Origin of the sequence: Lapidilactobacillus luobeiensis, from assembly GCF_024345205.1 — a bacterium.
Classification (GTDB): domain Bacteria; phylum Bacillota; class Bacilli; order Lactobacillales; family Lactobacillaceae; genus Lapidilactobacillus; species Lapidilactobacillus luobeiensis.
Window position 1 is genome coordinate 15,630 of sequence record NZ_BROC01000007.1, and the last position, 13,392, is coordinate 29,021.

The following is a 13,392-nucleotide window of genomic DNA, read 5'->3' on the forward strand; positions in this document are numbered from 1 at the left end:
ACGCGCCTTGATTGCTGTAACCAAAATAAGATTTTTAATAGAATGAAAATTAATCTAATTTTCTAATAATATCGTCTTGTTTTTCTTTTTTGCTTGCCCTATAATTATTCTAATTGCTCAGGCGATTAAAAAATCCATTCATTTTTGTCAATCTACATCATTGATTCATGTGGTTTTGTTCTGATTTTGTCATTCGATATCATTTTTATAGGCTATAACATCACCACAGCAAATTATGAGATAAATGCCAATTTAATCTCATAATAATCCAGTCGAAGTTGTAGAAGTCCTCAGTAAATAGTCCTAGCGATTTCCGAGTGTTGTTGTTATTTGGACTTTACACTAAAGCTTGACGCTACTTATTCACCCACACGCACTCATTTTGGCGATGTGATTACTGGAACTGGTTTAAATTTTTTAGGGGATGTTAGTATGAAATTCAGTTTGAAGCATTATTTACGGCGAAATTTGAAATTCAATAGTTTGGTCGCGCTTTTATTGGCCTTGGCTCAGATTGCCATCACCTTGTGTTCTGTGGCTCTAACCAAATTCACCGATAGTATCCGGGCAAATTCGTCGGCGGAATTTATTAAGTGGATCCTGATCATGGTCGCTATGTATCTGGTTTTGGTCATTCCTCTCTCGCAATTATCAGAATTTACTCAGGCCGTGGCGACCCAACGGATGAACCGTCAAGTCCGTCAAGATCTGGCTCAGGGCTTGACTAACTTGGATTATGATCATTTCCATCACGAAGGAACGGTGGGCAAATTCACCTCGTGGCTCAATAATGATATCCAACAGATCCAAGAGAATGGTTTTACCAATTTCTTCGTCCTCATCCAGAATCTTTGTTGTCTGGTGATGCCGCTGATCGCCTTAGCTTTCTACCATTGGAGTTTGGTCGTGATCAGTTTGATCCTGGCACTGATCCTGGCTTTTGTCCCCCAGCGGATCAATCGTGCCTTGATCAAGTCGTCGACCCACCTCACCAAAACCAATGAAACGTTTGTCAACACCGTGGAAAATGTCCTGGGTGGTTTTGACACGTTACTGGCCTTTCATCAGAAGCATCAAATCTTTAAGTTGATCGATCGCGGTGCTGATCAAGTTCAACAAGCCAATATCAGCTTCCAGAAGAAGAAAGTCGAAGTCACAACGATCATCACGCTTCTGAGCATTCTCAGTCAGATCGCGATCGTGGGCTTCACCGGTTTTCTCGTGCTGCGGGGCAATTTAACGATCGGGGCAATGTTAACAACGGGAAACTTGGCTGGCTCGATTTTTAATGGGATGGCTGGTTTGGACAGCAGTTGGTCCGTGCTTAGCGCAGTCGATCCCGTTTTCGAAAAATACCAGAATTTACAAAGTGACCCTAAGCCGGAACAAATGATCACTACCGGCACTGCGGCTACCTTGACCTTGGACGCCGTGACCAGTGGCACCGATGGGCATCAATGGCTTGCGCCAGTTTCCGCTACCGTCCTTCCCGGCGATAAAGTGCTGCTGACCGGTCCCAGTGGCGCCGGTAAAAGTACGCTGCTGAAATTGATTGCGGGGTTCAACCAGCCTAGTGCCGGGACGATCAACTGGCAGCCGCTAGATCAAAATAACGTGCTTTACATTCCCCAGTCACCTTATATCTTCAACGCATCGATCCGTTATAATTTAAGTTTAGGCCGGGATTATCCTGATAGCCAAATCCAGCAGGTTTTAACGGCGGTAGGTCTGGATCAGCGCGTGGCCCACTTGCCGCAAGGTTGGGACACCGAGATCTCCGCAGTCGGCGCCGATTTCTCCGGTGGCGAACGTCAACGTCTCGCTTTGGCCCGCGCTTTTTTGATCAAGGCCCCGATCATTTTATTCGACGAAAGCACCTCCAATGTTGATCCTCAGGCTGCCGTGCCCATCGAACAAGCTGTCCTCAGTCGCCCTGGTCAAACGGTCATCTTTGTTTCCCATAATTTACACCCTGATATCGCCACCAGTTTCGATCAAACGATCCACTTGACGTCGCCAGGTGAAGTGTTGCCAGCAGCCGCTCCCTGACCCGCCGATTGATCGCTCCGACACAACGAACTAAGATCCCATCCCAGCCACTAGTTCAGGTGTCAGGCGGCAACCTGGCCCGGTCGAGCTAGCTGGTCTCTGGCCCCTAACGAAATCACACCGTCTATGGTGTGAACACCACCACTTTTAGACTTGAATGGCGCCATCACGATCTCTGCCGATCATGATGGTGCCGTTTTTATGGACACGAAAATGACCTAGTCGACTGATCAAGTTCGACTAGGTCATCTCGTTAAGTAAAGAGGTTACAGATGCATCATCTCTAACGTTCTTAATATTTAACACCTCATGCTATTCAATTGTCACAAGAATCAGATTCGTTACGCACTACTTTAAACGCTATCTGTGTTCCGTATCAAAAATGATTAACGGCTAATTGTTCTCGCGATCAAATTGATCCTTGTTGTAACGTGCTGTCCGAAGTAATTTCAGACATCCACCTCCATGATATGATTGATAACTAGAATTCTGCTTTTCACTCAGCTTTTCTAGTCCTTAAACTACAAACTCAATCCTGACGTCCTTACCATATCACTTGTTTCGTTAGTTTGACATTGAGTTTGGTAAAACTTGGTTCGGTGCTTGAAACATTAAAGCTTAGTACCTTGGCAATAGCTGGTACTTGGTCCATAGTTCAAAATCTATGTTACTAAATACTGCTCCTGCTTGAAACTTGGCTCAACTTTGGCCTTTCGTTGAGCATCGCTTGACTAATGATCATCAGTTCTAAATCTGCCAGTTTGATAATCCTATCGGTGACTGGCTGGCACCTGTTCCTCTTTACATTCTTATAGTAACACGTCTTGTAAACGGTTGCAAGCTTTTGGGCAAATTTTCTTTATACCATTTTGTTGTATAAAAAAAGGCCGCCAGATCACGGCCGCCTAGGCTTCCTTTAGCGCGTCACTGGGGTCTGCAGTTGACCATTGCACGCGTAAGCCAACAAATTAGCCAAAGAGTCTTGGACCATATTGACCACGGCCACGTTAGTGTGATAGGCAATATGCGGGGTCACTAGCACATTGGGCAATGCGCTCAACTCCCGATAAAGCGGATCACTGATCGGTTGGCGTTGTTGCACAGCTGGCTCGATTTGATCCTCCAGCTCAAAAGTATCGATCGCCGCACCAGCCAAGGCGCCACTTCGCAAAGCGGCGATCAACGCTGGCGTCTCGATCAAATTACCACGGGCCGTATTGATCACCAACGCTTGTTCAGGTAGCAGCGCCAAGTTAGTGGCATTTAAGAGATAACGATTCGCGGCAACGCCAGGAACATGTAGAGTCACCAAATTACTTTCCGCTAACAAACTAGGTAGGTCAGGCAACAAGCGTAACCAGGTCGGTTCTGCGCCATGATAATAAGCATCAAAGGCCAAGACCCGCGCGCCCATTTGGTGAAAGAGCTTGGCGGTTAGTTGACCGATATGACCAAAACCAACGACCCCGACAGTTTGCTGACTTAATTCCCGGCCAGTCAACGCTCGCGCGGCCAATAACTGATCAGTCGCGACCAACCGCTCCACTTCAGGCATCCGCCGTAACAACTGGAGCGCTAAGGTAACCACATATTCCGCGATCCCTGCTGGTGAATAACTGGGTACATTACTGATTTGGATCTTATAACGGGCCGCGGCGGCAAAATCAATATTATCTGTGCCCACATTGCGGATCGCCAAAACGGGTAACGCCAACGCGGCCATTTTTTCAAAGAGCGCCGCGTCATACTGTCCCGTTTGAAAGGCGCTCACACCAATACTACCTGCGGCTAGCGTAACATTCGTCGCCGTCAGCCACTCGGTCACCAATCGTAGCTCGACCTCTGGATGAGTCTGGGCCCATTTTTCAAAAATCAGGCGTTCTTCTTGACTGACACCAAAAGCGGTGATCTTCATTGATTTTGTCCTCCATTTTTTTGATAACGTCGTTGATGGGCACTGATCCCACTTAGGCGAAAAGGCGCGTTGACAGACTGAGATGGTGTCGCCGCCGTACTTCCATCAGTCGTCAGTTGTTGGGCAAACATCGTCTCGTAATCAGCCACAGATAAACGTTGACGCTGATCAAGGACCGCGCTGACCTCAGGTGCTGGGGGCAATTGGGCCGCGTAACCGGGAACTAAGCGCCCGCTAAAGAATTCCGCGACCGCGCCAGAGCCATAACTATATAGGCCGATCCGCGCGCCTGCTGGCAATTCAGCAAAAAGCAGCAATGAATATAAACTCAGATAGAGCGAGCCAGTATAGAGATTACCAACACGCCGATTAAGGATCGTCGCCTGTTGAAAATGGGTCAGCAAGCGCGTCTGTAAATCGTTAGGCGCGCTGGCCGTGAGCTGACGCAGCCCTTTCAAGCCCAACTTGGTGAAGGGGATGTGAAAGATCACCGCGGTCAGATCATTCAAGTGGCGTTGGGTTTTTTGTTGATAATCAGCCCAAGTCAGTTTGAGAAAACGCAAGTATTGTTCTGTGGAAAATTTACCGTCAGCCAGAGCCTCGCGCCGATAATTAGGCCGCCAAAAGTCCATCACATCCTCACTGTGATAGGCAGTGGGTTGTTCTAGAACTAGGATCCGTGGTTGTCGCGTCACCAATAAGGCGATCGCCCCGGCGCCTTGCGTGACCTCCCCAGCAGTCCCCAAACCATAACGCGCTTCGTCCGCGCCTAAAACCAAGACTCTTTGACTGTCAGGGTGAGCCAACAAATGGTCATAAGCCAATTGCAACCCCGCCGTGGCACCATAGCAGGCTTCCTTTAACTCCAGCGCCCGCGCCGCCGTATTCAGACCGAGCAGCCGTTGCACATAAAGGGCGGCTGCTTTAGATTGATCAACACCACTTTCAGTGGCGAAGATGATCAAGTCGATCGTCGCGCGCTCTGACGCTGTTAAGATTTGATCCGCCGCAGCTGCTGCTAACGTGACCACGTCTTGATCCGCTGGCAATACAGCCATTTCATCTTGGCCGATCCCGATCCGATATTTTGCTGGGTCGACTTGGCGAGCGGCCGCCAGATCCGCGAGATCAAGATAAAATTCAGGAGTCGCGAAGCCGATTTTGTCGATACCGATTTCCGTTTTCAAAATTTAACTTTCCTTCTTCTGTGCTCTGATTATCGTTAAAAGTGCTTGTGCTCGCGCTAGGTCAGGTTTCGCCTGCGCATTGAGCTGTTGCGTCAAGGTCGCGATCTCCGCGCCTTGCGCGCCGGCCTGGATCGCCAAATTCGCCGCCTGCAGACGCATATGGCCGGCTTGGATCCCCGAAGTCACCAATGACCGTAAAGCGGCCAAGTTGTTAGCCAGACCAGCGCTAGCAATTATACTCATCAAAGTCGTTACTTGCGGCTCGCCTAATAATTCAAGGCTGATTTTTGCGGCCGGTAACGAATTGATCGCACCACCGACCCGACCGACCGGTAGCGCGATCGTCAATTCACCTAATAGTCGTTCGTCCGCGGGGTGATCTTGCCAAGTCGCCAAGGTCAATTGGCTTTGCCGCTGTAACTGATCGGTGATCGCGGCGCTGACTGCGCGTAGATCATTGCCAGTCGCTAAGGTCACCGCGAAGATCCCATTGAGCACACCTTTATTTTCGGTGCTGGCCCGATCGGCGTCTCGCTGCGCGAACTGATTCAAGGCAACGATCTTGGCAGCCACAGTGGCGCCGGTCAATTGTGCAGTCGCCAACCGCTCATAAGGGACCTGCGCTTGGATCTGAGCGATCATGCGTGCGCCGCTGTTACTAAGGATCGCCGCTAAAACTTGTTCGTCTCCTTGCAAAATACTGCTCTGCAGAAAACCAGCTACGGCCTCCGCGATCGTATTGGCCAGATTGGCCCCAAAAGCCGCCTGCGGATCGATCCACAGATCAAGACTAGCGGTCCCTTGTCCTTTTTCGCTAAGCGCCAATTCGCGCAGCCCACCACCGCGGCGTACGATACTGGGATGGGCCGCCGCTGCTACCGCCTGGAGCTGTTGCGCTTGTGCTTGGATTCGTTGATTCAAAGTTGCAAAATCCGTGATCCCAGTTAAAAGCACTTGGGCCTTCAATTGATGGCTGACGGTTACCGTTTTAAAACCACCGCCAGCCGCGATCCGTTGAGCGCCATTACTCGCCGCCGCCACTACGGAAGGTTCTTCCGTGACCATCGGGACCAGATAACGCTGACCATCGATCAGGAAATGATCCGCCACCGCATAAGGCAATACAAATTGACCGAGATCATTTTCTGTGATCGCAGTCAAGACCTCATCAGCTAGAGCCGGTTTTTCCGTTAAATAGGTGGCACTGGTAGCAGTCAAACAGCCCTGCGTCACCAATTGCGCTAAGCGGGCTGACCGTGACAATTCGTAAAACTTCATCGCGCCTCCGTTTTCTCGCGGCGTAAATGCCACGCGATCCCTTGACCACCGCCAATACAAAGTGTGACTAATCCATCTGTCAACTCTTGACGCCGCATCTCACTGAGCAAGGTCGTCACTAACCGTGTCCCCGAAGCGGCCAAAGGATGTCCTAACGCTAAAGCGCCACCGCACCGATTGAGTTTGTCTGCGGGGATCTGGAGGTCAGTCTGGACCGCTAACGCTTGCGCGGCAAAAGCCTCATTCAGCTCCACCAGATCGATCGCGTCCATCGTCAAATGCGCCTGCGCCAAAACTGAACGCACCGCCGCCACTGGCGTGATCCCAAATTCTGGTGAAGGCGCGCCGACTTCACTGAATTCTTCTAAATAAGCGGCGATCGGCCAACCTTGTTCTTGAGCGACCCGTTCTGTCGCTAAAAGTACCATGCTGGCGCCATCGTTTAACGGCGATGAGTTGCCCGCGGTGATCGTACCTTGATCCGCAAAGACCGGCGCGAGCTTTGCTAAAGCCGCTGGCGTTGTCGCCGCTCGGATCGATTCGTCTTGAGTGATCCACTGATCGGCCACTTGAACCGGAATGATCTCATCGGCAAACAGCCCAGCAGCGGTCGCCGCCGCGGCCTTTTCATGAGAGCGGGCCGCATACTGATCTTGCGCCTGACGAGTGATTCCGCGTGTTTGCGCCAAAACTTCGACTTGGGCGCCCATGGCCTGATCCGTCAAAGTATCAGTCAAGCCATCATGAAACAAACTATCGGTCAAGGCGCCTGTGCGATCGACTGGCGCTTTTTTAGGCGGGCGCGCCAATAGTAATGGCGCTTGCGACATACTTTCGATCCCCCCCACGACGATCGCGCGAGCGGCACCTACGGCTAAAGTCAATTGAGCAAAGCGCAACGCTTTGAGACTGGAGCCGCAAACATCATTGATCGTCGAAGCGGTCACTTGCGGAGCTAAGCCGGCCCCTTGCGCGACTAATCGGGCGGGATTTTGGCCCAAGCCTGCGCTTAAAACATTTCCCAGCAAAACTTGATCGACCTGCGCGACACCAGCGGGGACCGTGGCTAATAAACCCTTTAAACAGGCCACACCTAAATCCACTGCGCTCAAGGACTTGAACTGACCGCCAAATTTACCGATCGCCGTCCGCTTAGCCGCAATGATCACTACTCGTTCCAAGGTTATTTCCCCTTTATTCTAGACTGAAAACTGTTAAACTTAAGAATACCTGATACAATATTTTTTGTCCAACGGCTTAACCCTATCTGTTAAAAGTTAAGCAAAATATAGCAATTGGCCGTTGACGATCATTCACAAAGGAGCGTTTGATTAATGCTGGTCATTGATTTTTTACAATTGATCCAAGACTTACGGCGACAAACTCAATTTTTCTACCAAACACCCACGCAAAAATGGGCTTGTGGTCCGATCAGCGTAATCACGATCAAGGAGCAGCCCTGCTTGGTCATTCAAATGACGACCCAGCCAAGATCATTGCAACAGTGGGAGCTGACCGTGCTTTTGAACAAACCAGACTACTTGAACTTACCTGTCTACTTACAAATCGAGCAACAGTTGATCGCGGTTTACGGCTTTCGTTTGACCAACGGCGAAGCTTGGATCAGTTGAGCATTTGGCAAACGACCCGAGACGACCGCTATGCTTTCCGCCAGTAGAAAAGCGCTCCTCCATTGGAAGGGGCGCTTTTAAAAATCAGTCACTGATCACGCTTGTTTTACCCAAGCGAGCTTCGGCGTTATTTCTTTGTTTTCTTGGCGTCTTCTTGGGCTAATCGTTGACCCAGATCAATGATCAATTTCCGGAGATCATCCTTGATCTCTGGGTGCTTCAAGCCAAATTCGATACTAGTTTTGACGTAACCGAATTTGTTACCGACATCGAATCGCTGACCTTTGAACTCCCGTGCAAAAACACGTTGGGTCTTATTCATCGTATCGATCGCGTCAGTCAATTGAATTTCACCGCCAGCGCCAGGTTTCTGTTCCGCTAAAATATCGAAGATCTCCGGCGTCAACAAATAACGGCCGATGATCGCCAAATTACTGGGAGCTTCTTCTTTTTTCGGTTTCTCAACGAAGCGCCGAACATTGAATAGACCAGGGACGCTCTCACCTTCAGGATCGATCACCCCATAGGCAGACACTTCATCTTTGGGAACTTGCATCACCGCTAAGGTCGAGGCGTGCGTTTTCTCGTAATCTTCGATCAATTGTTTGGTCAAAGGCACTTTATCTTGCATCAGATCATCGCCTAGCATGACCACAAAAGGTTCATCGGCGACAAATGATTTTGCCAAACGTACGGCATCGCCTAATCCGCGCGGATGTGACTGCCGCGTGAAATAAAGATTGACGCCCATCTCTGTGGTTTCTTGAACAAGACGCAACAAGTCCAGCTTACCTTTTTCTTCAAGATTGTGTTCCAGCTCAGGAACAGAATCAAAATGGTCTTCGATCGGCCGTTTGCCCTTGCCGGTAATGATCAAAATATCCTCTATCCCTGAAGCCTTTGCCTCCTCAACGATGAATTGGATCGTTGGTTTATCAACAATGGGCAACATCTCCTTGGCCATTGCTTTCGTGGCTGGTAGGAAACGAGTCCCAAACCCAGCTGCGGGGATCACTGCTTTACGAACTTTCATCAAAAAGCCTCCTTAGCTTAGCGAACATACTACTAGCATACCCGATTTTGCTCAGAATATAAACAACTTTAAAAAAACTTAGCGACTTTTCAGAAATTTAGCCAAACGACCGCCAGAATCGGTGTTACTCGGATCCCCGTGCCAGGACTCATTAAAGATCGCGTTGATCACCGTGCCGACCATTAACAACGTCGCCGCGAAGTTCAACCACAATAGACCGATGATCAACGTTCCGATCGTGCCATAACTATTGAACGAACGGCCAAAATAGTGAACATATAAAGAAAAACCTTGAGTCAGGACTAGCCAGCCACCAGCTGTGAAAAGTGTCCCAGGCAACACAGTCCAGAATTTCAAGTGGATATTCGGTAAGAAATATTGCAAGAACAATAACACCGCTAACGTAACCACGACCACTACCGGCCATTTCCACTTGGAAAAAACAATGAGGATCTTATTCGACAACCGAAATGTTGGCACTAACCATTCCAGAAAAGTTTGGCCGAACGTAAAAGCGCCAATAATCAGCATCACGGACATCACAAAAATAAAGGTCAATAAAAAGGCCAAAAATCGGCGCACGACCGCATTTTGGATCGGGATATCACTATAGATCTTAGAACTGTCGATCTGATAGGCGTCATTCATACTATTGCGGATCGCATTGATCGCCCGACTGCCCGCCCACAAAGTCGCGATCACCCCAATAGAGAGCAAACTGCTACTACTTTTACCCAACAAAGAAACAACGATCGGCCGCACCAAAGGCAAGATCTGCTCAGGAAAGGCCATCTCCAAATATTCCAAAACAGTTTTCGCGTCCAGACCTAAATAGGGCAACATATTGCCAATAAAAATGATCAAGGGAAAAAAGCCCAAGAGCACATAATAGGTGATCACTTTGGCTGCGTTAGAAATATTGCTGGAGATCACCCGCGTCACGACCCGCTGAATAAAAATAAACAATTTGCGGTACCAGGGCAAAGTCTGGCGAAATAGGGGCGCCTCAGTCGTCGTTTCCATTTTCATTATTCCCTCCGACCAAAAAAACAATTGCTTCACGTTCATCAAACACTAAGTATACAAAAACGCCATCTTCAGCGCAAATCAAGCTGAAACGGCGCTTCATTTTTTAAAAATCGAACTGATCAGTCCTTGATACCACGAGCTAAGATCTCCTGAGCCAACTTCAAATAATGAGCATCTTCTTCAGGATCCTGTGAGGTCAAGATTTGAGGCCCTTCTGGGGTGATCGCCAAAGTATGTTCGTATTGCGCTGACCAACTGCCGTCCGCCGTCACATAATATTCCCAAGAATCATTGGGATCATTGACTTCTTTAGCCGCGATCTGCCAAGTTCCTTCATTGATCATCGGCTCGATCGTGATCGTCATCCCATTTTTCAAACGCAAACCTTTACCTGGTTCGCCATAATGAGGCACATTCGGTTGTTCGTGCATCGTTGGTTGAATGCCATGGCCGATCAGCTCACGAACATCGCCGTAACCGTGGACATCTTCCGTGTACGTCTGGATCGCGTAACCAATATCGCCTAAACGATTGCCAGCAACTGATTCGGCAATGCCCAAGTACAAGGCCTGCTTGGTCACTTCCATCAAGTCTTTCGTCGCTTGACTGACTTCACCCACCGCGTAACTCCAGCAAGAATCGCTTTCATAACCATCTAAATTGACCGTCATATCGACCTTGACCAGATCGCCTTCTTTTAGGTAAAGATCTTTCCGCGGTGTCCCGTGAGCGACCTCATCATTAACGTCCACACAAGTCGCGTATTTATAACCTTCAAAACCCTTTTCAGAAGGATGCCCACCACGACTAGTAATATATTCATCAGCAAACTTTTCAATATCATAAGCGGAAATACCCGGCTTAATGAGCTTACGCAAGCCCAAGTGCACGCCAGCCAATAACTCGCCAGAACGTCGCATTCCTTCAATTTCACGCGCAGATTTTAATGTAATCATAAGCAGCCTCCATTCCTAAGTATTATACCGCTTGTAAAAAAGAAAGACCAGCGTGCACAGCGACTTCGAGCATTAGCCGAGTGATGACTTTGGAAGCGGGCTTCGCTTCCGAAGTCATTGCGTAGCTGAGCACAGAAGGCAGCTGCGCGGAGCACATTTTGACCACGACCGCAGCTTGCGCTGCGAAATTCGGGGTGAGCTCGCTGTGGGCGTCACTTTGAGCTTTTCGGAAGAGCACCGAAAATCTCAAAGCTGAGCCTTATTCTAAGCGGCACAGCCGCTAAGAATAACGACACGGCGATCTCACCCCGAATTTCTCCGCTCCAGCCGCTCAACGTTATAATAGCCGTTTGTGCACTCACACCGACTGGCTGGCTTTGGCCAATTGATGGGGAGCCACGCAATTAGAGAACTCGGCTAGTGATTACCACCTTAATCTTGGTAACACCGGCGTAATTTTCCTGCTGAACTAGAGCAAGTTCGAAATAAATCGACCGAATGGTATTCGTGGACTATTTTGGTGAAGATCAGACAGTATTATTGCACGATTTGAAATAGTCGGGCTGATTTTCTCAAATCAATTGGTGTCGACGGGCCACCTTAAAAGTGGGCTATTGTTTGACCTCTAGCTTGCAAAATCACTTCGTCAAATCCCTCATCTTGATTGCAGATCGGCTCATTTCTGTGTAGCAACCGTCTCAGGGCGTGTGGCTCTATCCAGAGTGTGAGCCGACCTGGGCAGCTTCTGAGCATTAGCCTAGCTCTTATTTTGGAAGCGTTCCTTGCTTCCAGAATAAGAGCGTAGCTAAGCGGAAGAAGCTAGGTCGGCGAACACGTTTCAGCAGTGAAATTTGTCTTTGTGGCTTTGCCACTTAGACAAAGACCTGATTTTGAGACAAGCCGCGCCCTTTGCGGATTGGCTCAAAATAGCGTCCACTGCGTTCAAACAGAGTGCTTACCGATCTGGGCAGCTTCTGAGCATTAACCTAGCTAGGATTTTGGAAGCGGGTTGTGCTTCCGGAAGCCTAGCGTAGTTAAGCGCAAGAAGCTAGGTCGGTAAACACATTTCCAGCCACCACAAACGCCCTGAGGCGGTTGCGTCCACATCCAAACCCAACAAATCTGCAATCAAGCAGAAGCTCAAAAAAACACCGCTAGGCCAGTTACCGGCTCAGCGGTGATCAATATTCTTTTCGGAATTACGGTGAGGTCAACTTAGTTCGATGGTGTAACCAAGCACCAGTTGGTCGCGCGCAGGTAAAGTTAGGTTGCCTTCTTTTCGCAAAAGATCAGAACGGATCCCTTGCTTGTCTGGTAAACCATTCCACAAACCAAACTTGATCGTTTGTTGGGTCGGCGAGATCTGGACCGCATAAAAAGGAAAATCGGCGGTTTTTAAAACCAATTGAGTCACTTGACGGCCGCTGGTCAAAACCAATTCCTGCATGTCCCGGTTGGTCAAGATCAAAAGGTGTTCGGCGATCTCCGGCGTTTGTAAGGGTAATTTACCGCGATGAAAATAACGACTTGGCTGGATCGCGCCGGTGCGAAAAGCGTCGTCGTCCAGTTCGCGGACCAATGTCAATGCTTTTTCCGGCGCTAAGGTCAGCTGGCAATCTTGCCAATCCGCCGTCGCCAAATGACAAGTCAATTCAGTCCCCAGCGAAAAGGCCATCGTCACATTTCCCATATTCATCAAATGATAGTCGACTTTGATCCCAGTCGCCGTTAATTGGAAAGTCGCCAAGAAATGAAAATAAAAAGGATAACTTTGGCGTAACTGATCATTATCAGTCAGCTCCAAGGTCACTTTCGTCGCTGACTGGGTATAAACGCGCCAGCGCGCATCCTTGGCGAAACCTTGTTCTGGCATTGTGTAGGTTTGATTCTGATAGTCATAACTATCCCCGACCGAACGACCGATCGCGGGGAAAAGAACCGTTGCCGTCTGTTGATCGATCAGGGCCGCAGAATGGTCGATCAAAGTCAGCCCGCTGATCTGCGCGCCCAATTCATCGATTTGCGCCATTATGGTTTTATTTTTTAATGTGATCATCTTATCACCTATTCATCATCTGAGATACTTCTATTATGACACAGGCCAGTGATTTTTAAAGGAATCGACCACCAAAATTTGCTTAAAAAAAGTTAATGTTTGTTAGGAAAACATTAAGTCAAAACCACCGTCATTTTTGATCTAGGTCTGGCAAAAACACCACGCGCTCATACAGGATCGAGGTCAGATTTTAGGAACACGTGAGCCCTGAGTTTCGGCCAACGTCGACTTTCAATTTGCCAACTGGGATCGAGTAAC

The 13,392-nt window shown here is 48.8% G+C and carries 10 protein-coding genes; 2 read left to right on the forward strand and 8 right to left on the reverse strand.

Annotated elements, in window-relative coordinates; translation table 11 throughout:
• Positions 1-432 precede the first annotated feature (432 nt).
• A complete protein-coding gene (locus OCU21_RS04055; RefSeq protein ID WP_261806206.1) occupies positions 433-2,049 on the forward strand; it encodes an ABC transporter transmembrane domain-containing protein in 1,617 nt (538 codons plus the stop codon).
• A gap of 916 nt (positions 2,050-2,965) precedes the next feature.
• On the opposite strand, the gene OCU21_RS04060 is transcribed toward OCU21_RS04055, so the two are convergent.
• Genes OCU21_RS04060 through OCU21_RS04075 form a run of 4 tightly spaced genes read right to left on the reverse strand, consistent with a single transcriptional unit; the run spans position 2,966 to position 7,610 of the window.
• Complete coding sequence (locus tag OCU21_RS04060) at positions 2,966-3,964, reverse strand: NAD(P)-dependent oxidoreductase (protein WP_261806207.1); 999 nt, start codon at positions 3,962-3,964, stop codon at positions 2,966-2,968.
• Positions 3,961-5,151, reverse strand: coding sequence for a hydroxymethylglutaryl-CoA synthase (locus tag OCU21_RS04065; RefSeq protein ID WP_261806208.1), 1,191 nt, complete (start codon positions 5,149-5,151; stop codon positions 3,961-3,963). The genes OCU21_RS04060 and OCU21_RS04065 overlap by 4 nt, the downstream gene beginning before the upstream one ends.
• A 3-nt stretch (positions 5,152-5,154) precedes the next feature.
• Positions 5,155-6,429, reverse strand: coding sequence for a hydroxymethylglutaryl-coenzyme A reductase family protein (locus OCU21_RS04070; RefSeq protein ID WP_261806209.1), 1,275 nt, complete (start codon positions 6,427-6,429; stop codon positions 5,155-5,157).
• On the reverse strand, positions 6,426-7,610 hold the full coding sequence (locus OCU21_RS04075) for a thiolase family protein (protein ID WP_261806210.1): 1,185 nt from the start codon (positions 7,608-7,610) through the stop codon (positions 6,426-6,428). Before OCU21_RS04075 ends, OCU21_RS04070 begins: the two co-directional genes overlap by 4 nt.
• Before the next feature lie 153 nt (positions 7,611-7,763).
• Between OCU21_RS04075 and OCU21_RS04080 the strand changes: the two genes are divergently transcribed.
• Positions 7,764-8,060: a hypothetical protein gene (locus tag OCU21_RS04080; protein ID WP_261806211.1), complete on the forward strand. Its 297-nt coding sequence runs from the start codon at positions 7,764-7,766 to the stop codon at positions 8,058-8,060.
• Between the two features lie 127 nt (positions 8,061-8,187).
• On the opposite strand, the gene galU is transcribed toward OCU21_RS04080, so the two are convergent.
• The 4 genes from galU to OCU21_RS04100 all read right to left on the reverse strand — a co-directional run bounded on the left by galU (position 8,188) and on the right by OCU21_RS04100 (position 13,134).
• Complete coding sequence (gene galU / locus OCU21_RS04085; protein WP_261806212.1) at positions 8,188-9,093, reverse strand: UTP--glucose-1-phosphate uridylyltransferase GalU; 906 nt, start codon at positions 9,091-9,093, stop codon at positions 8,188-8,190.
• Between the two features lie 78 nt (positions 9,094-9,171).
• Complete coding sequence (locus OCU21_RS04090) at positions 9,172-10,122, reverse strand: YihY/virulence factor BrkB family protein (RefSeq protein ID WP_261806213.1); 951 nt, start codon at positions 10,120-10,122, stop codon at positions 9,172-9,174.
• A 119-nt stretch (positions 10,123-10,241) separates the two neighbouring features.
• Positions 10,242-11,078, reverse strand: a complete 837-nt coding sequence (map, locus tag OCU21_RS04095) for a type I methionyl aminopeptidase (protein WP_261806214.1) — start codon at positions 11,076-11,078, stop codon at positions 10,242-10,244.
• Positions 11,079-12,288: 1,210 nt separating this feature from the next.
• A complete protein-coding gene (locus OCU21_RS04100; protein WP_261806215.1) occupies positions 12,289-13,134 on the reverse strand; it encodes an aldose epimerase family protein in 846 nt (281 codons plus the stop codon).
• Between the last annotated feature and the right edge of the window lie 258 nt (positions 13,135-13,392).